The following is a 21,465-nucleotide window of genomic DNA, read 5'->3' on the forward strand; positions in this document are numbered from 1 at the left end:
CATCTACGTCAGGGGAGACCGCCGTGGCAGACACAGCCGCCCGCAGGGCACCGCAGGTACATCAGGCGCGGGTGCTGCGCACGGAACGGATCACCCCGCACATGGTCCGCCTGGTCCTCGGCGGCGAGGGACTGGCCTCGTTCGCCCTGGAAGGGTTCACCGACCACTATGTGAAGGTCGTCTTCCCGGCACCGGACACGGCCTACCCGGAGCCGTTCGACATGGCCCGGATCCGCGAGGAGTTCCCGCGCGACCGGTGGCCCAGCACGCGCACGTACACCGTCCGCTCCTTCGACGCCGTCCACCGGGAACTCGTCATCGACTTCGTGGTCCACGGCGACGAGGGTCTCGCCGGGCCGTGGGCGGCGCGGGTGCGGCCCGGCGAGACCGTGCGCCTGCTGGGCCCGGGTGGTGGCTACGCTCCGGACCCGTCGGCGGACTGGCACCTCCTCGCGGGTGACGAGAGCGCGCTCCCGGCCATCGCCGCCGCGCTGGAGCAGATGCCGCGGGGCGCGCGGGTCCACGCCCTTGTCGAGATCGCCGGACCCGAGGAAGAGCAGAAAATCGCCACCCCGGACGGGGTCATCGTCAGCTGGCTGCACCGGGGCGCCCGTCCCGTCGGCGAGGCGCTGATCGCCGCGGTGCGCGAACTCGGCTTCCCCGCGGGCGATGTGCACGCCTTCGTACACGGCGAGGCGGGGGCGGTGCGCGAACTGCGCCGCCATCTCCGGCTGGAGCGCGGCATCCCGCGGGAGCGGCTGTCCGTGTCGGGCTACTGGCGGACGGGCAAGTCCGACGAGGCCTGGCGGGCCGTCAAGCGCGACTGGAACGCGGAAGTGGAGCGCGAGCAGGAGACATAGCGGGCGGGACGGACGGACGAAGTCCGCAGGCCCGCCCGGGGGGGGTGTGGCAGGACGTCGCAGAGGTACCGCCCGCGCCACGGCGGATGTGTACCGGCAGCACGAGGGCCGCGCGAGCATCCCGGTCCGGACCGGACCCGGGTCTCACTCGGGCTCTCGGCCCGGGACCTGGGCCCGGGACCTGGGCCCGGGAGGCGGGCTCGACTCGGGCTCCGGACTCGGGAGAGCGACTCGACTCGGGAGCGGGACTCGGGCTCCGGACTCGGGACCCTGGCCCGGGCGACGGGCTCGCGGCGCGCACGCGCATCAATCCATCCAGCGGTGTCCTCGCCGGGGCCGCCGCGGTCGCCGGGCGCACCGCCTCAGGGGCGCCTCCCCGTGCGCACCCCGCAGCGACCTCCCCCTTGCACGCCTCCGGGGGTACTCCCCCGTACCTCCGCCGCCGTCCCTGTGCCGCCGTCCCTCGCCTCCGCCGGCATCCGCACCTGGTCACCATCGGTTCCCCGACCCGGCCGCGGGAACGTCGCCGCTGCTCACCTCCCCCATCCCGGCCCGGTCCGGCCCGCTTGAGCGGTGGAGAGTCCGGTCGGAGCGAGGGCTCGCAAAAAGTTCGGCGACACGGCAGTCAAGACCCGTCTCCGCTCCGTATAGGGGAGGTGACACCCGCGGCGACGCAGGTCCGGGGAAGAGGGACCGGCCGGAGCGGGCCGCGGCGAGGGGAGAGCGGTGAAGGAAGCGATACACATCACAGGGGCACCATCGACGGGGCCGGGGCTCGACGAACTTCTCGTCCGGGTCGCGCGCGGCGATCAGCAGGCCTTCTCGCGTGTGTACGACGCGGTCTGCGGACCCGTACTCGGCGTCGTGCGCGGCGTGTTGCGCGATCCGGCGCAGTCCGAGGAGGTCGCGCAGGAGGTCCTGGTCGAGCTGTGGCGGACCGCCGCGCGCTACCAGCCGTCGCGTGGCTCCGCCCTAACCTGGACCCTGACCCTCGCCCACCGCCGCGCCGTCGACCGCGTACGCTCCGCCCAGGCCGCCGTCGAACGCGAGCGGAAGGCCGCCCGCCTCGGCGGTACACCGGCTTTCGACGACGTCGTCGAACAGGTCGAGGCGCGACTGGAGCGGGAGCAGGTGCGGCGCTGCCTGCGCACACTGACCGAGCTCCAGCGCCAGTCGGTGACCCTGGCCTACTACCGCGGCCTCGCCTACCGGGAGGTCGCCGAACTGCTCGCGGTGCCACTGGGCACCGTGAAGACACGGATGCGCGACGGGCTGATCCGCCTGCGCGACTGCCTGGGGGTGAACGCATGAGCCGGAGGAAGGAGCGCCGCTCGGTGGAGAACGCCTACCGAAGGCCCGTCGACCGGCCCCGGCGGGAGCGTGCTCCCGAAACGGGACGGCCGGACCGGACCGGGCACGGTGGTCCCGGACCGGCCCGGCCGTCGACCGACGCGCTTCGCCGGCCGCGCGCCCTCCGGGGCCGGGAGGCCGCGGCCCCGCCCGCGACGGCCACGGCCACGGCAGGGACGGTCATCCGATGAGCGCCGCTGCGAAGGGAGCGGACCGGGACGCCGAACTGCACACGCTGACGGGCGCGTACGCCCTCAATGCGCTGGGCGACCGGGAGCGTACCCGGTTCGAACGGCATCTGGCCGTGTGCCCGGCGTGCGCGCAGGAGGTGCGGGAGCTAGGGGCCACCGCGGTACGACTCGGCCTGGCCGCGACAGAGATCCCGCCGTCCGCGTTGAAGTCCCAGGTGATGGCCCGGATCTCGACCGTCCGCCAGGAACCTCCGAAGGTCGCCGCCGCGGGGGCCGGCCGTATCCCGCCCCCGGTGCACAGGGCCCGCCCGTCCGGCCGGCGCAGGCTCGCCGGGTTCGTACTCGCCGCGTGTATCGCGGGGTTGGCGGCGCTCGGCGGCATGGCGGTCGTCCAGCAGCGGGCCGCCGACGAGGCGCGGGCCGAGGCCCGCGAGGCCGCCGAACTGGCGCAGCGGCGCACCGAGGCGCTCGCGGACGTGCTCACCGCGGCCGACGTACGCACGCGGAGCACGGCGCTGGGCGAGGGGGCGGCCGGCACGGTCGCCTTCTCCCGGGAGCGGGACCGCGCCGTCTTCCTCGCTTCCGGCCTGCCGCGGCCGGACGGCGGCCGGGTGTACCAGCTCTGGTTCGCGGACGGCGGTTCCATGCGCCCGGCCGGGCTGCTCGCCTCGGCGGGAAGTGCGGAGGCGTTGCTCATGGAGGGTGCGATCGGCGGGGCGACGGGCGTGGGCATCACCGTCGAGCCGCCCGGCGGCTCCCGCGCCCCCACCTCCGAGCCACTGGGACTGCTGAGTTTCCCGTCCGGGTAGGGCCGGGCACGACGGCCGCCCCCGGGCCGCCCCTCGCCTCTCCGAACCGGCCGGCGCGGGCCGGCCCGGTGGGATGCCCCTATCTGTTTCGTCAACCTCGGTGGGGTCGATTCATAGGGGTTGATGCTGGTTTTCGGGAACGTTTCGCGAAGCGGGATGTTCCCGGCGGATCGGGTGGCTGATGGGCAGGCCGGTGGTCGGCAGGGCCGGAGTGACCGTGCCGGTGCACGGGCGTGATGGGGTCTGGAGGGCAGGGGTGGTGGAGCCGTCAGGCCCCTCATCAGCGGTCAGGCGGTGCCCCAAGCCCCGGCGGCAACACCCCCGGGTCATCCCTTCGACAGGGGGCAGACAGCCATACCGGGCCCGGAGGCCAGGCGCCCCGTTTCAGGGCCACGAGAAAGGCAACGGGCCAGTGGGGGCAGGCCGGCACAGGCGGCACAGGCGGCACAGGCTGGTCGGAACCTGCGGCAGTGACGCGGGGGCGCGCCCCGACGGGTCCGACGGTCCGGGCCGCACATCGGCCGGTGCCGTCCCCGGACACCACGCCCACCGCCGGTGCGAACGGTGCAGCCGGTGCGAACAGTGCGAACGGCGCCCGGCAGGACGACGCCCGACGGTCCGACGCCCGGCAGGACGGCCGAACTGCGGGACGGCAGGGCGGCGCGGGGTGGCAGGGCACGGCGTCGCCGGCCGGGCCATGTCGGCACCGGCACCGGCACCAACACCGAAACCGACACCGGTTCCGTGCCGGGCCACCCCGGCACCGGCTTCGGCACCGGCTTCGGCCGACCGGTGCCGGCAGTGGCCGTGGCGGCTGCGAGCCGCCGGTCACGCGGTGCGCCGCACTCCCACGGGCGGCCTGCCGGGCCTCCCCGGAGGTCAGCCGACCGAGCTGTACGCCACCACACCGCGCAGCACCGCGTCCACGGCCTTGCGGGCGTTGCGCGCCACCGTGGAGTTCTCGCCCGGCGCCGCGGCCGCGATCTGGCCGAGTACGTCGATGACCTGCTTGGTCCAGCGCACGAAGTCGCCCGCGGGCATCTCCGCCTCGCGCAGCACCTCGTCCAGGCCCCTGCCCGAGGCCCACTGGTACACCGCCCAGGCGAATCCGAGGTCGGGCTCGCGCTGGCCCACGCCCTCGGCCTGGTTGATGCGGAACTCCTCCTCGAGCGCGTCCAGCCGGCCCCAGATCCGCACCATCTCGCCGAGCGCTGCCTTCGACCTGCCGGAGGGCAGCCTGGGCGCCACGGCGTCGTCGGCCTGGCGTGCCTCGTACACCAGAGCCGAGACGCAGGAGGCCAGTTCGGCCGGGTTCAGCCCCTCCCACACCCCGTCGCGCAGGCACTCGCTGGCCAGCAGGTCCAGCTCGCCGTAGAGCCGGGCGAGCCGGCGGCCGTGCTCGGTGACCTCGTCGCCGCGGAGGTAGTCCAGCTCGGTGAGCAGCGCGACGATGCGGTCGAAGGTGCGGGCGATGGTGTTCGTCCGGCCCTCGATGCGGCGCTCCAGCTGGCGGGTGTCGCGCTGGAGCCGGTGGTGGCGCTCCGCCCAGCGGGCGTGGTCCTCGCGTTCGTCGCAGCCGTGGCAGGGATGGGCGCGGATCTCCCTGCGCAGCCGGGCGATCTCGCGGTCGTCCGCGGCCGCGGCGCGCGGCCTGCGGTGCCGGTCGGGCACGATGTGCCCGGCCTTGGTCCGCAGGGCGGAGGCGAGGTCGCGCCGGGACTGGGGGGAGCGCGGGTTGAAGGACTTGGGGATCCGCATCCGCTCCAGCGGCTCCACGGGGACCGGGAAGTCCATCGAGGCGAGCCGCTTGACCTGGCGTTCGGCCGTCAGCACCACGGGGCGCGGCCCGTCGTGGTACTCGTAGCCCCGGTGGCCGTTGGACCTGCCGGCCGGCAGCCCGGGGTCGAGGACGAGCGCGAGCCCGGCGAACTTGCCGGTGGGCACGTGGATGACGTCGCCCGGCCTGAGCTTCTCCAGTGAGTCCGCGGCGGCCGCCCGGCGCTGGGCGGCGCCCTGCTTGGCCAGTTCGGTCTCACGGTCCTTCAGTTCGCGGCGCAGCCGCGCGTACTCCTCGAAGTCCCCCAGGTGGCAGGTCATGCCCTCCCGGTAGCCCTCGAGCCCCTCCTCGTTGCGCTGCACCTGGCGCGAGATGCCGACGACCGACCTGTCCGCCTGGAACTGGGCGAAGGAGGTCTCCAGCAGTTCCCTCGAGCGGTGGCGCCCGAACTGCTGCACGAGGTTGACCGCCATGTTGTACGACGGCTTGAAGCTCGAGCGCAGCGGATACGTACGGGTGCCGGCGAGTCCGGCGAGCGCGCCCGGGTCCATCCCGCGCTGCCAGAGCACGACGGCGTGGCCCTCCACGTCGATGCCGCGCCGGCCCGCGCGTCCGGTCAGCTGGGTGTACTCGCCGGGGGTGATGTCGGCGTGCTGCTCGCCGTTCCACTTGACGAGCTTCTCCAGCACCACGGACCTGGCGGGCATGTTGATGCCGAGGGCCAGGGTCTCGGTGGCGAACACGGCCTTGACGAGGCCGCGGACGAAGAGTTCCTCGACGACCTCCTTGAACGTGGGGAGCATTCCGGCGTGGTGTGCGGCTATGCCCCGCTCCAGTCCCTCCAGCCACTCGTAGTACCCGAGGACGTGGAGGTCCTCGCGGGGGATGGAGGCCGTGCGCGCCTCGACGATCGACCGCACCTCCAGGCGCGCCTCCTCGTCGTTGAGCCGCAGTCCGGCGAACAGGCACTGCTGGACGGCGGCCTCGCAGGCGGCTCTGCTGAAGATGAACGTGATGGCGGGTAGCAGCCCTTCCGCGTCCAGCCGCTCGACGACCTCGGGCCGCCCCGGGGTCCAGATGCGGCCCCGCTGCCGGCGCTCGCGCTCGCGGTCGGCCTCGCGGACCATCTTGCCGCGGCGGCGGTCACGCGGGTTGTACGTGCGGGAGTTCTCCGTCCTGGCCAGGCGGACCAGGTCGGGGTTGACCTCGCGCCGGGCGGCGCCGCGGCCGCCGTGGTCGGTCTCCTCCTCGAAGAGGTCGTACATCCGGCGTCCGGCGAGCACGTGCTGCCACAGGGGCACGGGGCGCGACTCCGAGACGATCACTTCGGTGTCGCCTCGTACGGTGTCGAGCCAGTCGCCGAACTCCTCCGCGTTGGACACCGTCGCCGAGAGCGAGACCAGGGTCACCGACTCGGGGAGGTGGATGATCACTTCTTCCCAGACGGCGCCTCTGAAGCGGTCGGAGAGGTAGTGCACCTCGTCCATGACCACGTACCCGAGGCCGCTCAGCGACCGGGAGCCCGCGTACAGCATGTTGCGCAGGACCTCGGTGGTCATGACGACGACCGGCGCCTCGGGGTTGACGCTGTTGTCGCCGGTGAGCAGGCCGACCTTGCCGGGGCCGTACCGCTTGACCAGATCCGAGTACTTCTGGTTGGACAGCGCCTTGATGGGGGTCGTGTAGAAGCACTTGCGCCCCTGGGAGAGAGCCAGGTGCACGGCGAACTCGCCGACGATCGTCTTCCCGGAACCCGTGGGGGCCGCCACGAGCACGCCCTTGCCCGCCTCCAGCGCCTCGCAGGCCTCGACCTGGAACGGGTCCAGCCCGAAGTCGTACATCTCGCGGAAGGGAGCGAGCGCGGTGGCCTGCTCGGCGGCACGGATCCGGGCGGCCGCGTACCGCTCGGCTGGTGAGAGGTCCTGTGTCATCTTGCAGTCGAGCCTACCCGCCGGGTCCGACAGCGGGCGCGAGCTTATTTCGGGGCGGCGCCGGGACGGGTCCGGGACGGGCGGGCACAGGGGGCGTGCCCGCCGCCCGTCGGGGATGCCCGCCGGACGAGGTCGCCCTGCCCGTGCGGGCGGCGCGCCCGCCCTCGGGACCCGGGTCAGGTGACGTCGTCGTACCCGTTGATCCGGTCCCGGTCCCGGTCCCGGTCGCCGCTCGACTGCTCGGGGAGCGCGCGGGCGGCGGTGACGGGCCCGGCGTCGCCGACGTCCTCGGGGGTGAGGTCGAGCCTGGATGCCTCGTCGTCGCTCAGGCCGGCGTCGGGGTCCCTGCGCCGGCGGCGGGCGTCGTTGAGGAAGGAGAAGCCCACGGCGATGAAGTAGAGGACGGCCAGCGGGCCGGCCAGGAGCAGCATCGAGATCGGCTCGCCGCCGGGCGTGGCGATCGCGGCGAAGGCGGTGAGGCCGACGATCATTCCGCGCCACCAGCGCAGCATCCGCCGGCCGGTCAGTACACCGGTCATGTTGAGCAGGATGAGCAGCAGCGGGAGTTCGAAGGCGACACCGAAGACGATCACCATGCGGGTGATCAGGTCAAGGTAGTCGTCCAGCGGCAGCAGGGGCCTCGCGCCGGACGGTGCGAAGCCGAGCATGATCTCGGCGGTCTGCGGGAGGATCGAGTACGCGAGGTAGGCGCCGCCCAGGAACAGCGGCACGCCGGCGGCGACGAAGCTCAGCGCGTAGCGCTTCTCGTGGTTGTGCAGCCCGGGAGCGACGAAGGCCCAGAGCTGGTAGAGCCAGACCGGGGTCGCCGCCAGCACGCCCGCCATCAGGGCGACCTTCAGCGCGATGGTGAACGGTGACAGGAGCCCCTGTGTCGTCATCTCGGCGCAGAGCTGGCCGTTCCGCATGACGACCTGGCCGTTCGCGCAGCCGACCGACTCCAGGATCGGCCGCATCAGGAACGCGAAGATCTCCTTCTGGAAGAAGGCCGCGGCGACCGTGGCCACCGCGATCGCCAGCACCGACTTCAGGAGCCGGTTGCGCAACTCACGCAGGTGTTCACCGAGCGGCATCCGCCCCTCGGTGTCCTTGTCCTGCTTGCGGGCGGACTTGAGCAACCCACTTCCTCGTCTCGTGCGGGAACCGTCGGGGGAACCGGGTCAGCTCTGCGTCGTACGGTTCGGCTCCGAGACGGGGCGGCTGCTCGTCACATCGCCGGGGGCGGCCTGGATGGTGCGGGGGGTGTCCTTCTGGGCGGCGGTGTCGGCGCCCGGCGCCGGCTGACCGCCCGACGGCTCGTCGTCCTTCTTCATCGCCTTCGCCTCGCTCTTCAGGATCCGGGCGGACTTGCCGAGCGAGCGGGCCATGTCGGGCAGCTTCTTGGCGCCGAACAGCAACAGGATGACCACGATGATCAGAATGATCTCGAGGGGCTTCAGATTGCCGATCATGTGCGACTTCCTTCTCACTGGGGCGGCTGAAGGGCGGGCTGCCCGGCGGGCGGTCGGACAGGAGTCCGATCGCCGATGTGCCTGCGATCGTAACCCGCCCGGGCAAACGCCGGGCAATGCCTGTGCATACGGGCGATTGCGGCCCGAACGGACAGCGGACGCATCACAGCAGGGTACCTCCGGGCCCCCGTCCCGGAGGAGACCGCCCGCGCTAGCGCAGGGTCTCACCGGTGCGCGCCAGCCGCGCCGCCGCTCTCTCCAGGTCCTCCGCGGCCCGGTTGACGCGTTCCGCGGTGGCGGCCACCTGCCGGCCCAGTCGCCGGGCTTCCAGGAAGACGCGGACACCGAGGACACCGAGGACGGCGGTGCCGAGGAACCCCAGGGCGACGGCGAGCATGGGCCAGAGCATGGACCAGAGCCTAGTACCGCAGCAGGCGACCTCCGTCCCGCGGTCCCGCCCGGCAGGCGCCGCGACGGCCGGGCGCCGCCGGCCGGGGCACCCGAGGAGTGGCGTGCGGGGATCAGTAGTCCGGAGGCCGAGCCCCACCCTGTTGGCCTGTAAATCGAAGGCGAACGGGTCTTCTCGACCTTGGACGCGTTCTATTTACGAATCAGGCGGTGGAGTGGAGGCGCAGTGTCCGCACCCCGCCCCCGGTGAGGAGTTCGACGATCCGCTCCCCCGCCGGCTTGCGTACGGCGGCCCCGCACTCGGGACAGGTGAAGGAGTAGAAGGTGGTCCGGCTGCTCGCGCCGATCGCGAGGCGCAGCGCCCCGGCCGCCAGTTCGAAGCGGCCCCGGCAGTCGGGACAGGCGGCCTTGAAGACGATCGGCATCCTCGGTGCCGGGATTCCTGCCAGAGCGGGCATGTCCGCCGTGTCCCCCCTCATTCGGGCCTCATTCGGGCCGCCGGTCGTGGCTGTCGTACGCGGTGAGCGCCTCGCGCGCCGCCTGCCGCGCGCTCTCCGCCAGTCCGGTCGGCGACACGATCCGGCCGTCCCGCCCCAGCCGGAGCGCGAGCCGCCGCAGGGACGCCGGGTCGGGGGTGCGCAGGCTGATCCGCAGGCCGCCGCCGGGCTGCTCCTCCGCGCTGTCGTGCGGGTAGTACTCGGCCACCCAGCGGCCGCCCGGGCCGACCTCGACCACGACCTCGGGGTCCTCCGCCGAGGGCTGCACCAGCCCCTCCGACAGATCGCGCAGCTCCGTCTCGGGCGGCGCCGACGGCTCGTCCAGCAGCCGGATCTCGGCCACCCGGTCGAGCCGGAAGGTCCGGCGCGCCTCGGAGAGGTAGCACCAGCCCTCCATGTAGGTGTGGCCGACGGCGAAGAGGCGGATCGGGTCGACCTCGCGCTCGGTGAGTTCGTCCCGCGCCGGGGAGTAGTACCGCAGCCACAGTCTGCGGCGCTCCGAGATGGCGCGGTCGACGTCGGCGAAGACACCCCCCTCGGATTCGAAGGTCACGGAGAGCCGGGAGCTGGCTCCGGCGGACTCGCCCGCGGCGGCCTCCAGCTTGGCGGTGGCCCGGACCAGCGCCTCGCGGTCGCCCTCCCGCAGTCCGGGCAGCGTGGCGACGGCGCGTGCGGCGACCAGGAGCGCCGTCGCCTCGTCGGCGGCCAGCCGGAGCGGCTCGGCGACGTCGTCGGGGTTGTGCCACCAGATGCGTTCACCGTCGGTGTCGATGTCCAGGAGGTCGCCGCCGCGGAAGCTGGTCCCGCACATGGGCAGCACGTCGAGGTCGGAGATCAGCTCGTCCTCGGTGATCCCGAAGGCCCGGGCGACGTCCCCGACCCGCGCTCCGGGGCGTTCGCGCAGATACGTCACCAGCGAGAGCATCCGCCGGGTCTGGTCGATGGCGTTGGCGGCCATGCCTGTACGAGTCCCCCTCAGCCCTTGGCCACGGCGCGCAGCCGGTCCACCACGTCGGCCCGCAGGTCCGCGGGCTCGAGCACGACGACGTCCGGTCCGAACTCCACCAGCCAGGCGCCCAGACCGTGTCCGTACGGAATCTCCAACTCGTCCCAGCCGCCGCCGAGTTCCCGCACGGAAGCGGCGCGGGCACGCAGCGGGTAGCCGGAGCCCGCCCTCAGCCTGATCCGCGCGGACCTCGTGGCGGTCTCGCCGGCCCAGCTCTCCACCGTCTCGCGCACGGTGACCACGTCGGGTACGGGCGCGGTGAAGGAGCCGGCGCGGGAGCGTACCCGCCCGGTGATGCGGGAGAGACGGAAGACGCGTTCGGCGCCGCGGTCGCGGTCCCAGCCGGCGAGGTACCAGTGCCCGCGCCAGCACTCCAGCGTCCAGGGCTCGACATGGCGGGTCCCGGGGCGAGCGGCGTTGGACTTGCGGTAGTCGAAGACGACGGGGCGCCGGTCCCGGCAGGCGAGCATCAGCGGCTCGAACGCCGCCTCGTGGACGGGGATCCGCGGTTCGAGGGCGCTGTGCTGGGCCTCGTAGGGGTCCCGCGCCTCGGGCATGCCGGCGGCGCGCAGCTTCTGCAGGGCGCCGCTGGCCGCTCCGGCGAGGCGGGCCTGCTGCCAGACCTTGGCGGCGAGGCCGAGCGCCGCGGCCTCCTCGGCGTCGAGGGTGATCGGCGGCAGCCGGTTGGAGTCGCGGCGGGCGAGATAGCCGGTGTCGCCGTCGAGGTTGTCCACGGTGGCGATGACCAGCCCGAGTTCGCGCAGGTCGTCCTTGTCCCGTTCGAACATCCGGTTGAAGGCGTCGTCGGAGGCCGCTTCCAGATAGGCCTCGATGGAGCCCCGCAGCTCCCGCTTGCTGAGCGGCCGCCGTGTCCCGAGCAGACACAGCGCCAGGTTCATCAGCCGCTCGGCCTTGGCAATGGCCATCGACGCCCTTCCTCACCCGTTCTTCTGATCGTCGAACCTACCGCTACGGAGCGTCGTGGCAAAAGCGCGGGGCCCGTGCCCTTGGCGGCACGGGCCCCGCGGAGACCGGTCGCGGTCAGACCGCGACCAGGTCGCAGACGAAGATCAGCGCCTCGCCGGGGGCGATGCGGCCGCCACCGGCCCCGCGGTCGCCGTAGGCGAGGTGCGCGGGGATGGTCAGCTGACGGCGGCCGCCGACCTTCATGCCCTGCACGCCCTGGTCCCAGCCCTGGATGACCTGGCCGACACCGAGCTGGAACTGCAGCGGGGTGCCGCGGTTCCAGGAGGCGTCGAACTCCTCGCCGGTGGAGAAGGCCACGCCCACGTAGTGGACGGAGACGGTGTCGCCCGCCTTGGCCTCGGGCCCGTCGCCCTCCCAGATGTCCTTGATCTCAAGGTCGGCCGGCGGCTCACCGCCGGGGAAGTCGATTTCGGGCTTGTCCATGCTCACGTGTTGCTCCTTGCGCTCTCTCTGTGCGAGTCAACGCGGACAGTCTTACAGAACCGCCAGGATGTCCACGGAGAACACCAGCGTGGACTTCGCCGGGATCGGGCCCTGGGCCTGGTCGCCGTAGGCCATGTCCGGCGGCACGACGAGCAGCACCCGGCTGCCGGTCTTCTTGCCCTCCAGACCCTTCGACCAGCCCTCGATCACACCGGAGAGCGGGAAGGTGACGGGGGCGCCCTTGGCGTAGCTGCTGTCGAACTCCTTGCCGTCCTTCCACAGGACGCCCTTGTACTGGACGGCCACCGTGTCGCCCGCCTTGACCGCGGGGCCGCTGCCCTCGATGACGTAGTCGGAGACCAGCTCGGTCGGCGCGGGCTTCTTCGGGACGGTGATCGAGGGCGCCTTGCCGTCGGTGTTCGTGCCGACCTTGGGCAGGTCGATGTTGTCCTGGGCGACCTCGGTGCCCTTGGCGGACACGGGGAGGGTGGTGCCCTTGACGATGTCCATGACGAACACCAGCGTGGCGTTCGGCGGGATGTCGCCCTGGCCGCTGCTGCCGTAGGCGAGCGACGGCGGGATGGACACCTCCAGGCGGCTGCCGACCTTCTGCCCGGTGAGAGCCTTCTGCCAGCCTTCGATGACACCGCCGCCGCCGATGGTCACCGCGAACGGCTCGCCCCGGTCGAAGCTGTTGTCGAACGGCTTGTCGCCGTCCCACACCTGGCCGAGGTAGTCGACCTGGGCCTGGTCGCCCTTCTTGAGGGCCTGGCCCTTGCCCTCGCTGACGACCTCGACCTCGAGGTCCTCGGGCGGCTCGCCCTCGCCCTTGGCGAGCGTGGGCTTCTCGCCGAACTTCGCACCCGCCGTGATGGCGGGCAGTCCGTTCGACGGCTGGGCGGATTCGGAGCCCCCGTCGTCGCCGCACGCCGCTGTGGAGAGCAGCAGCAGGGGCACGACGAGCAGGCCGGCAAGTCGGCGCACGTGTTCCTCAGATCTCAGACGGCACATCGGTCGCTCGACACTCTAAGGGCTGCGCCCGGAGCCCCGTGCGCTTCTCGCACGGGGCCCGGGTGGCGTCCGGTCCGCCCGCCGCGCCCCACCGGGCGGACCGGACCACTACATTCCGGCGATCAGCTTCTCCACCCGGTCGTCCACGGAGCGGAACGGGTCCTTGCACAACACCGTGCGCTGTGCCTGGTCGTTGAGCTTGAGGTGCACCCAGTCGACGGTGAAGTCCCGCCGCTGCTCCTGCGCCCGGCGGATGAAGTCGCCGCGCAGCCGGGCCCTGGTGGTCTGCGGGGGCACGGACTTGCCCTCGAAGATCCTGAGGTCGTTGCAGATCCGGGCGGCCTGCCCCTTCTTCTCCAGGAGGTAGTAGAGGCCGCGCCTGCGGTGGATGTCGTGGTAGGCGAGGTCTATCTGCGCGACCCTCGGGTGGGACATCGTCATGTTGTGCTTGGCCCGGTACCGCTCGATGAGCTTGTACTTCATCACCCAGTCGATCTCGGTGCCGATGCTGTCGAGGTCCTCCTGCTCGATGGCGTCGAGCGTGCGCCCCCACAGTTCCAGGACCTGCGCCACCGTGCCGGTGCGGATGCCCCGCCGGTCGACGAAGTCCACCGCCTTCTCGTAGTACTCGCGCTGGACCTCCAGGGCGGAGGCCTCGCGGCCGCTGGCCAGGCGCACCTTGCGCCGGCCGGTGATGTCGTGGCTGACCTCGCGGATGGCCCGGATCGGGTTCTCCAGAGTCAGGTCGCGCATGACCGTGCCCGCCTCGATCATGCGCAGCACCAGGTCGGTGGCCCCGACCTTGAGCAGCATGGTCGTCTCCGACATGTTGGAGTCGCCGACGATGACGTGCAGGCGGCGGTAGCGCTCCGCGTCCGCGTGCGGCTCGTCCCTGGTGTTGATGATGGGCCGGGACCGCGTCGTCGCGGAGCTGACGCCCTCCCAGATGTGCTCGGCGCGCTGGCTGACGCAGAACACCGCGCCGCGAGGGGTCTGGAGCACCTTCCCCGCGCCGCAGAGCAGCTGCCGGGTGACCAGGAACGGGATCAGGATGTCCGCGAGACGGGAGAACTCCCCGTGCCGGGCCACGAGGTAGTTCTCGTGGCATCCGTAGGAGTTTCCCGCCGAATCGGTGTTGTTCTTGAAGAGGTAGACGTCGCCCGCGATCCCCTCCTCGTGCAGGCGGCGTTCGGCGTCGACGAGCAGGCCTTCGAGGATGCGCTCCCCGGCTTTGTCGTGGGTGACCAGTTCGGTCACGTTGTCACATTCGGGGGTTGCGTATTCCGGATGCGAGCCCACGTCGAGGTAGAGGCGGGCACCGTTGCGCAGGAAGACGTTGCTGCTGCGGCCCCATGACACGACTCGGCGGAAGAGGTAGCGCGCCACTTCGTCAGGTGACAGTCGGCGCTGTCCCCTGAACGTGCACGTGACGCCGTACTCGTTCTCCAGCCCGAAAATGCGGCGGTCCATGAGGGAACATTACGCCCGATGGCCTGAGCTGAAACCGGGTTCGGCGGCACCGCTTCGATCATTTTCGTCCGCCGGTGCGAAATCTGCGCCGCGGCCGGGAGCTGCGAGGACCCGTCCGGTGGCCAGCAGCACCAGCAGGGCGGCGATTCCGCCGCAGCCCGCGACGGCGAAGCCCGCGGCGGTCCCCGCGAACTCCACCGCGGGGCCGGCAGCGGCCGTGCCGACGGCGGCGCCGACGCCGAAGGTGGTCACCAGCCAGGAGAACGCCTCGGTCACCGTGCCGCGCGGGGCGTGCCGGTCGACGACGATGAAGGCGCAGGCGATCGCGGGCGCGAGGAACAGTCCGGCGACGGCACCGAGCGCGGTCATCGCGGGGACGCCGGGGGTGAGCATCAGCGGCAGATAGCCCAGGGCGAGCAGCCCGGTGATCACCCGCAGCCGGCGCTCGGGCGCCCCGGCCCATTCGCGTGCGCCGTAGGCGACGCCGCCGACGAGGGCGCCGAGGCCCAGGGCGGCCATGAACCAGCCGTAGACGGCGTCCCCGCCCCGGCCCTCGGCATAGGAGAGGGCGGCGACCGTGATGGAGCCGAGGGCGAGGCCGACGAAGAAGAAGCAGCCGAGCAGGGCGAGCAGCCCGGCTGAGCGCAGGGCGCCCAGCCAGTGGGCCTCGCGCGGAGCGGACCGCCATCGGCGGGAGGGCTCGGAGACCACCACGGAGAGCGCGCCGAGGACGCCCGTCGCGTTGACGGCGAGCAGCGCGGCGGCGGGCGACATCAGCCAGACCAGCAGGGTGACCAGCAGCGGTCCGACCGTGAACATGACCTCCTGCGCTATCGCGTCCATGGCGTAGGCGCGGTGCACCCGGTCCCGGCGTCCGAGGACGTCCGGCCAGAGGGCGCGCAGCCCGCCCTCCAGGGGCGGGGTGAAGAACCCGGCGACGGCGACGGCGGTGTAGGCCACGGCGAGCGAACCGATGCCGGAGACGGCGAGCACGGCCATGCCGAGAGCCGAGAGGACGGCGGCGGGGAGCTGGACGCGGGGCTGCCCGTACAGGTCGACCAGGCGGCCCAGCAGCGGCTGCCCGGCGGCCGTGGTCAGTCCGTAGACGGCCGCGAGGGCTCCGGCGAGCGTGTAGCTGCCGCCCTCGGCGCGGGCGAACAGCACGATCGCGATGTGCGCGACAGCGCTGGGCAGCCGGCCCACCAGGGTGCCCGCGAGCAGGCGGGCCGCGTGGGGGACCCTGAGGATGTCCGTGTACCCGGCGAGTCCGGTGCCCATCGCTTCCGCCTCTTCGCTGCCACCGCGGCGGGCCGTGCCCGACCTTGGGAAGTTTTACGTATAACTAGCTGCGTCATACGTACCATGTCAGATGCCGCGAGTCCACTCCCGCGGCGCACGGGGACCGAGCGCGGAGGCGAGTGTGCAGACCCGGGAGCCCGCCGGCGGAGCGCGGCCGACCAGCAGGGACGTGGCGCGGGCCGCCGGGGTGTCGCAGGCCACCGTGTCGCTGGTGCTGGGCGGGAAGTGGCGCGGCCGGGTGTCCGAGCGCACCGCGGGGCTGGTGCGCGACGCGGCGTCCGAGCTGGGCTACCGGCCGAACCTCGCGGCCCGCAATCTGCGGCTCGGCCGGACCCGGACGGCACTGCTGGTGGTCCCCGCCCTCACCAACGAGTTCTTCGCACGCGTGTACGGGGGTGCGGCGGAGGTCGCCGCCGAGCACGGTTTCGGCGTGGTGCTGTACCCCTCCCCCGAGGGCACGGGGCCCGCGCGGGATCCCTTCCCGTCCGCCCGGGCCGCGCTGGACGGGGTGATCGCCTCGTCGATGGCGGCGGGCACGCTGGACGCGATCCGCGGGACCGACCTGCCGCTGGTGATGCTGGACAGCGATCCGGCCGACCGGGCGTCCGCGGCCCAGGTGAACCTGGACGTGGCGGACGGCATGCGGCAGGTGGTGGACCATCTGCTCGCCCTCGGGCACCGGCGCTTCGTCCACCTCGCCTCGGCCGTGCCGTCCTGGACGTTCGCGGTGCGGGCCCGGGCTCTGGAGGAAGCCCTGGGGGCGGTCGCGGAGGCGGAACTGCGGACGGTTCCGTCGCCGCTCGACGTGCCCGGTGCGCTGGCGGCGGCGGGGCGGGCGCTCGGCGCTCCGGGCCCCCGGCCCACCGCCCTGGTCTGCGACGACGACATCCTCGCGGCCGGCGCCTGCAAGGCGGTCCGCCGCATGGGCCTGCGGGTGCCCGAGGACGTCTCGGTCACCGGCTTCGACGACCTGGCCCTGGCGACGGCGGTGGAACCGGAACTCACCACGGTCCGCCTCCCGGCCGAACGGATCGGCCGGGCCGGCATGACCGCGCTCCTCGACGTCCTCTCGTCCCGCGCCCCGGCCTCCGGCGCCCTCCCGGTCACCCTGGTTCCACGGGGCTCCACGGGCCCCGCGCCGGCGGCCTGAGGGCCCGCCCGGAGCGCGTTCGCGGCATCCGGCCGGTGAGCACCGCCCGTCACGCGCGGGGCGGCCCGCTGCGCGCTCAGAGACTCCTCGATCCCCCAGCCCCGACCGTCACGCGCCTGGCGGCCCGCCCCGCGCCCGGGAGGCACGGCACGGGCGGGGCGCGCACGGCGCACCGCCCGCAGCGGAGCGGATGCGCTGAGGCCGCCGCCCGGGAGGCCGCCGGCCGATCCCCCCGTCCGGACGGTCGGGTCCGACTCCCCTCTCGGGCTCGATTCCCCTTGCGGGTCCCCTCTCGGGCTCGACTCCCCGTCCCCCGGCTCGGCTCCCCGTCCGGCTGGCCGCGGCGGGGCACCTCCCGGCCTCCGGACGGGTACACCCCGGGGCCGTACCGGGCAGGGAGCGCCACCCGCCCGCCGGGCGGCTCCGAGGCGTCCGGTGCGCGGGAGCGGAACGGACACATCCGCGGCTCGCCCACCGCGTCCTCGCCCGCCCGCACCGACGCCCCGCACACGGGGCGTCGGTGCGGGGCGCGTGCGGGGCGCGGCGGACGAGCCGCCTACGGGCTTCCGACGGGCTGCCGGCTACTTCTCGTCGTCCGGGGCCTCCTCGTCAGACGGGGCCTCCGTCGGAGCGGAGGCGGCGTCGGCGGCCCCCAGCAGACGGGAGAGCTGGCGGCCCACGATCCGCTTGAACTTGCGCTGCTGGGGCCGGGTGCGGTCCAGGACCGCGACCTCGAGGCGCTCCGCGGGAATCTCCCGCTCGCCGCCGTTGGTGTCGCGGGACAGGGCCTGCACCGCGAGCTTCAGCGCCTCGGCGAGCGACATGCCGTCGCGGTGCCGCTGGTCGAGGAAGGAGCTGATCTGCTCGGCGTTGCCGCCGACCGCGACCGAGCCGTGCTCGTCCACGATCGAGCCGTCGTGCGGCAGGCGGTAGATCTGGTCTCCCTCGGGCGAGCTGCCGACCTCGGCGACGACCAGCTCGACCTCGTAGGGCTTCTCGCCGGCACTGGAGAAGATCGTGCCCAGTGTCTGCGCGTAGACGTTCGCCAGGCCGCGGGCCGTGACGTCGTCGCGGTCGTAGGTGTAGCCGCGCAGGTCGGCGTAGCGGACGCCGCCGATGCGCAGGTTCTCGTACTCGTTGTACTTGCCGGCCGCGGCGAAGCCGATCCGGTCGTAGATCTCGCTGAACTTGTGCAGCGCGCGGGACGGGTTCTCGCCGACGAACACGATGCCGTCGGCGTACTGCATCACGACCAGGCTGCGGCCGCGCGCGATGCCCTTGCGGGCGTATTCCGCCCGGTCGGCCATCGCCTGCTGTGGTGAGACATAGAACGGCGTCGACACCGGCTATCCGTCCCTTTCTGTCAGTGGCGAGGAGTCACCGCCCAGCGGTGCCCTGGGGTACATCAGAGCAGCGAGGCCCTCGGGCCGTCCGGCTGCTCCCTCCGGCGCTCCAGGACCGCATGGGCGATCTCGGAGGACTCGGCCTCGGTCAGCTTGCGGAAGCCCTCGTCGGTGATGACGGTGACGATCGGGTAGATGCGCCGGCCCACGTCGGGTCCGCCGGTGGCGGAGTCCTCGTCGGCCGCGTCGTACAGCGCCTGGATGACCAGGGTGAGCGACTGCTCCTCGGTCAGGTCCTCGCGGTAGAGCTTCTTCATCGACCCCCGGGCGAAGATCGACCCGGAACCGGTGGCGGCGTAGCCCTGCTCCTCGGAACGGCCGCCGGTGACGTCGTAGGAGAAGATCCGCCCCTTCTCCCGGTCGACGTCCCAGCCGGCGAAGATCGGGACCACCGCGAGGCCCTGCATGGCCATGCCCAGATTGCCGCGGATCATCGTCGACAGGCGGTTCGCCTTGCCCTCGAGGGAGAGCTGTGCTCCCTCCACCTTCTCGAAGTGCTCCAGCTCGAGCTGGAAGAGCTTGACCATCTCCACCGCCAGGCCGGCGGTGCCGGCGATGCCGACCGCCGAGTACTCGTCGGCCGGGAAGACCTTCTCGATGTCACGCTGGGCGATCATGTTGCCCATGGTGGCCCGCCGGTCACCGGCGAGCACCACGCCCCCGGGGAAGGACACGGCGACGATCGTCGTGCCGTGGGGTGCCTCGATCACGCCCTGCACGGGGGGCAGGACGCGCTTGCCCGGGAGCAGGTCGGGGGAGTGCCCGCCGAGGAAATCCATGAACGACGACGAGCCCGGCGTCAGGAAGGCGGCCGGTAGACGCCCGGTGCTACGAGGGTTGGCTTCCACGAGGTTCCTTCCAAGTAGGCGGCAGCCCGCCGGACGGTGTCGGGATCGTCTCCCAACTTGCCGATGGCCGAATTGCAGTTGAAGCACGGTACGCCACGGACCCTACCCGTCCCAGGACAGTGGTCCACATGCGCTTGCGGGAGCGGACAGGCGGATCGCACGGATACCCGTCCGCAACGAGACCATGCCGTCGCGCTCGGCCCCGGTGATGCCGCACAGGCGCTTCGGATGCCCCCGGCGGCCCTGGACCGCCCTGCACGCCGTGCAGCGCGCCGGGAGGCCGTCGGATGCGGTCGCTCGGCGGTGCCACCCGCCGTGGGGCCTCACCCCGCGGCAGGCCCGGCACTCCTCGTACGGAGCAGGGACATCGACCCTGGTCCGGACCGCCCCGCCCCGAGCCGCCCGACGGAGTCGGTGGTAGTCGGCAGCGCATTCGCGACAGGTGGTCCGGGGCCCGTCGGGCCGCGACCCGCTCGACGCGAACGCGCCGGCCGGAAGCACCTTCTGGCGGTCTGAGCAGCTCTTCCCGATGTCCATCTCGGGCATTCGCCTACTGACCGCCCTTTTGCACAAAACTCCGAACGAAGTCCTCCGCGTTCTCCTCCAGGACGTCGTCGATCTCGTCCAGCACGGAGTCGACGTCGTCGGACAGCTTCTCCTGGCGCTCCTTGAGGTCCTCGGAGGCCTGCGCGTCCTGCGCCTGCTCCTCGACCTCCTCGGTGGAGCGCGAGGCCCGCTGCTGCCCGCCGCCGGTGTCCTTGGTCGCCATATCCCTCACCCCGCTCGGTTTGCCCGCATGGTTCGGACTCAAGATCAGACCCTACTAGGAGGGTCCGACATCGGCCCCGTACTTTCCTCGACGTCCGGGGCCCGCCTTCATGATTCCCGGACTCGGGGCATTTCAGCCCCCGGAGAGGACGCGGACCAGGTCCTCCGCCGTCCGGCACCGGTCAAGGAGCTCCTTGACATGATTGCGTGTGCCACGCAACGGCTCCAGCGTGGGGACGCGCTGCAGGGAGTCCCGACCCGGCAGATCGAAGATCACCGAGTCCCAGGAGGCGGCGGCCACGTCGTCCGCGTACTGCTCCAGGCAGCGGCCCCGGAAATAGGCCCTGGTGTCCTCCGGGGGCTTGCTCTCGGCGCGCTCGACGTCGGCCTCGTCCAGCAGGCGCTTCATCCTGCCCCGCGCCGCCAGACGGTTGTACAGGCCCTTCTCGGGGCGCACGTCCGCGTACTGCAGGTCCACCAGGTGCAGCCGGGCCGCGTCCCAGTCCAGGCCGTCGCGCCTGCGGTAGCCCTCCAGGATCTCCAGCTTGGCGACCCAGTCGAGCTCCCCGGACAGGCTCATCGGATCGTTCTCCAGCCGGTTGAGGGTGTCCTCCCAGCGCACCAGGACGTCCCTGGTCTGCTCGTCCGCGTCCACGCCGAACCGGTCCTCGACGTACTTGCGGGCCAGCTCGAAGTACTCCATCTGCAACTGGACCGCGGTGAGTGTCCGGCCGCTGCGCAGCGTGACCAGCCGCTGCAGCGAAGGGTCGTGGGACACCTGGTGCAGTGTCCGCACCGGCTGGTCGACGGCCAGGTCGACGTTGACGAAGCCGTCCTCGATCATCGACAGCACCAGCGCGGTCGTACCGAGCTTGAGGTAGGTGGAGATCTCGGACAGGTTGGCGTCGCCGATGATCACGTGCAGCCGGCGGTACTTCTCCGCGTCGGCGTGCGGTTCGTCCCTGGTGTTGATGATGGGCCGCTTCAGGGTGGTCTCCAGGCCCACCTCCACCTCGAAGTAGTCCGCCCGCTGGCTGATCTGGAAACCGTGCTCGTGGCCGTCCTGGCCGATCCCGACCCGGCCGGCACCCGTCACGACCTGCCGGGACACGAAGAACGGCGTCAGATGCCGCACGATGTCCGAGAAGGGCGTCTCCCGCTTCATCAGGTAGTTCTCGTGCGTGCCGTAGGACGCGCCCTTGTTGTCGGTGTTGTTCTTGTACAGGTGGATGGGCTGGGCGCCGGGCAGCCGGGCGGCGCGCTCGGCCGCCTCCGCCATGATCCGCTCGCCGGCCTTGTCCCAGAGCACGGCGTCGCGGGGATTGGTGACCTCCGGGGCGCTGTACTCGGGGTGGGCGTGGTCCACGTAGAGCCGTGCCCCGTTGGTGAGGATCACGTTGGCCAGGCCGATGTCCTCGTCGGTGAGCTGGCTGGAGTCGGCGGCCTCCCTGGCCAGGTCGAAGCCCCGGGCGTCGCGCAGCGGGTTCTCCTCCTCGAAGTCCCAGCGGGCGCGCCGCGCCCGGTGCATCGCCGCCGCGTAGGCGTTGACGATCTGGGACGAGGTGAGCATGGCATTGGCGTTGGGGTGGCCGGGGACGGAGATCCCGTACTCCGTCTCGATGCCCATTACTCGCCGTACGGTCATGCGGCCCTCCTTGCCCGGCGGCGCTCCCCTCCGGGAGCGGCGCTCAAGTACCGCTCGTTCTCCGTTGCGTGTGCGGTGCCCGTCCCCGCACGGCGCGACGCGGCGGTACCGACGAGCCTAGAACGCCTCTGCGCTGGTGGGGAGATCAACTCGGTCATTGCCC

General features: G+C 72.4%; 20 protein-coding genes. 4 read left to right on the forward strand and 16 right to left on the reverse strand.

Translation table 11 applies throughout. The features are described 5' to 3' along the window. The first annotated feature begins 23 nt into the window (after positions 1 to 23). From DDQ41_RS01630 to DDQ41_RS01640, 3 genes are all read left to right on the forward strand, one after another. Positions 24 to 860: a siderophore-interacting protein gene (locus DDQ41_RS01630; RefSeq protein ID WP_174720245.1), complete on the forward strand. Its 837-nt coding sequence runs from the start codon at positions 24 to 26 to the stop codon at positions 858 to 860. 726 nt (positions 861 to 1,586) lie between these two features. After that, positions 1,587 to 2,171: a sigma-70 family RNA polymerase sigma factor gene (locus tag DDQ41_RS01635; RefSeq protein ID WP_109292831.1), complete on the forward strand. Its 585-nt coding sequence runs from the start codon at positions 1,587 to 1,589 to the stop codon at positions 2,169 to 2,171. A 226-nt stretch (positions 2,172 to 2,397) separates the two neighbouring features. After that, entirely contained in the window at positions 2,398 to 3,210 is an 813-nt protein-coding gene (locus DDQ41_RS01640) for an anti-sigma factor (RefSeq protein ID WP_109292832.1), read from the forward strand. An 879-nt stretch (positions 3,211 to 4,089) separates the two neighbouring features. Here DDQ41_RS01640 and DDQ41_RS01645 read toward each other — a convergent pair. From DDQ41_RS01645 to DDQ41_RS01695, 11 genes are all read right to left on the reverse strand, one after another. Beyond that, positions 4,090 to 6,918 (reverse strand): DEAD/DEAH box helicase, encoded by a 2,829-nt coding sequence (locus DDQ41_RS01645; RefSeq protein ID WP_109292833.1) that lies wholly within the window; start codon positions 6,916 to 6,918, stop codon positions 4,090 to 4,092. A gap of 176 nt (positions 6,919 to 7,094) precedes the next feature. Further along, positions 7,095 to 8,054, reverse strand: a complete 960-nt coding sequence (gene tatC, locus DDQ41_RS01650; RefSeq protein ID WP_109292834.1) for a twin-arginine translocase subunit TatC — start codon at positions 8,052 to 8,054, stop codon at positions 7,095 to 7,097. 42 nt (positions 8,055 to 8,096) lie between these two features. Next, positions 8,097 to 8,387 carry a Sec-independent protein translocase subunit TatA gene (tatA, locus tag DDQ41_RS01655; protein ID WP_109292835.1) on the reverse strand — a complete coding sequence of 97 codons (291 nt, stop codon included), beginning with the start codon at positions 8,385 to 8,387 and terminating at the stop codon, positions 8,097 to 8,099. A gap of 211 nt (positions 8,388 to 8,598) precedes the next feature. Further along, positions 8,599 to 8,796, reverse strand: a complete 198-nt coding sequence (locus DDQ41_RS01660) for a hypothetical protein (RefSeq protein WP_109292836.1) — start codon at positions 8,794 to 8,796, stop codon at positions 8,599 to 8,601. Positions 8,797 to 8,998: 202 nt separating this feature from the next. Next, positions 8,999 to 9,253: an FmdB family zinc ribbon protein gene (locus DDQ41_RS01665; protein WP_162602776.1), complete on the reverse strand. Its 255-nt coding sequence runs from the start codon at positions 9,251 to 9,253 to the stop codon at positions 8,999 to 9,001. Between the two features lie 28 nt (positions 9,254 to 9,281). Further along, positions 9,282 to 10,250 (reverse strand): helix-turn-helix transcriptional regulator, encoded by a 969-nt coding sequence (locus DDQ41_RS01670; RefSeq protein ID WP_109292838.1) that lies wholly within the window; start codon positions 10,248 to 10,250, stop codon positions 9,282 to 9,284. Between the two features lie 17 nt (positions 10,251 to 10,267). Further along, positions 10,268 to 11,224: a helix-turn-helix transcriptional regulator gene (locus tag DDQ41_RS01675; protein WP_109292839.1), complete on the reverse strand. Its 957-nt coding sequence runs from the start codon at positions 11,222 to 11,224 to the stop codon at positions 10,268 to 10,270. 115 nt (positions 11,225 to 11,339) lie between these two features. Further along, entirely contained in the window at positions 11,340 to 11,714 is a 375-nt protein-coding gene (locus tag DDQ41_RS01680; protein WP_109292840.1) for an FKBP-type peptidyl-prolyl cis-trans isomerase, read from the reverse strand. 45 nt (positions 11,715 to 11,759) lie between these two features. After that, entirely contained in the window at positions 11,760 to 12,692 is a 933-nt protein-coding gene (locus tag DDQ41_RS01685) for an FKBP-type peptidyl-prolyl cis-trans isomerase (protein WP_109292841.1), read from the reverse strand. Between the two features lie 135 nt (positions 12,693 to 12,827). Beyond that, on the reverse strand, positions 12,828 to 14,189 hold the full coding sequence (gene pafA, locus DDQ41_RS01690) for a Pup--protein ligase (RefSeq protein WP_109292842.1): 1,362 nt from the start codon (positions 14,187 to 14,189) through the stop codon (positions 12,828 to 12,830). Positions 14,190 to 14,198: 9 nt separating this feature from the next. Continuing rightward, positions 14,199 to 15,467, reverse strand: coding sequence for an MFS transporter (locus DDQ41_RS01695; protein WP_109292843.1), 1,269 nt, complete (start codon positions 15,465 to 15,467; stop codon positions 14,199 to 14,201). A gap of 142 nt (positions 15,468 to 15,609) precedes the next feature. Between DDQ41_RS01695 and DDQ41_RS01700 the strand changes: the two genes are divergently transcribed. Beyond that, positions 15,610 to 16,638 (forward strand): LacI family DNA-binding transcriptional regulator, encoded by a 1,029-nt coding sequence (locus DDQ41_RS01700; protein WP_172607749.1) that lies wholly within the window; start codon positions 15,610 to 15,612, stop codon positions 16,636 to 16,638. 581 nt (positions 16,639 to 17,219) lie between these two features. Here DDQ41_RS01700 and prcA read toward each other — a convergent pair. The 5 genes from prcA to dop all read right to left on the reverse strand — a co-directional run bounded on the left by prcA (position 17,220) and on the right by dop (position 21,302). Next, a complete protein-coding gene (gene prcA, locus DDQ41_RS01705; protein WP_109292845.1) occupies positions 17,220 to 17,981 on the reverse strand; it encodes a proteasome subunit alpha in 762 nt (253 codons plus the stop codon). 62 nt (positions 17,982 to 18,043) lie between these two features. Then, the gene (gene prcB, locus DDQ41_RS01710) at positions 18,044 to 18,889 is read right to left on the reverse strand and encodes a proteasome subunit beta (RefSeq protein ID WP_109292846.1); all 846 of its coding nucleotides are present in this window, start codon (positions 18,887 to 18,889) and stop codon (positions 18,044 to 18,046) included. After that, the gene (locus DDQ41_RS32845) at positions 18,841 to 19,050 is read right to left on the reverse strand and encodes an endonuclease domain-containing protein (RefSeq protein WP_309475787.1); all 210 of its coding nucleotides are present in this window, start codon (positions 19,048 to 19,050) and stop codon (positions 18,841 to 18,843) included. The genes prcB and DDQ41_RS32845 overlap by 49 nt, the downstream gene beginning before the upstream one ends. A gap of 389 nt (positions 19,051 to 19,439) precedes the next feature. Continuing rightward, complete coding sequence (locus tag DDQ41_RS01720) at positions 19,440 to 19,658, reverse strand: ubiquitin-like protein Pup (RefSeq protein ID WP_109292847.1); 219 nt, start codon at positions 19,656 to 19,658, stop codon at positions 19,440 to 19,442. A gap of 132 nt (positions 19,659 to 19,790) precedes the next feature. Next, positions 19,791 to 21,302 carry a depupylase/deamidase Dop gene (gene dop / locus DDQ41_RS01725; RefSeq protein WP_109292848.1) on the reverse strand — a complete coding sequence of 504 codons (1,512 nt, stop codon included), beginning with the start codon at positions 21,300 to 21,302 and terminating at the stop codon, positions 19,791 to 19,793. Positions 21,303 to 21,465: the final 163 nt, after the last annotated feature.

This window comes from Streptomyces spongiicola (assembly GCF_003122365.1).
Lineage (GTDB): Bacteria > Actinomycetota > Actinomycetes > Streptomycetales > Streptomycetaceae > Streptomyces > Streptomyces spongiicola.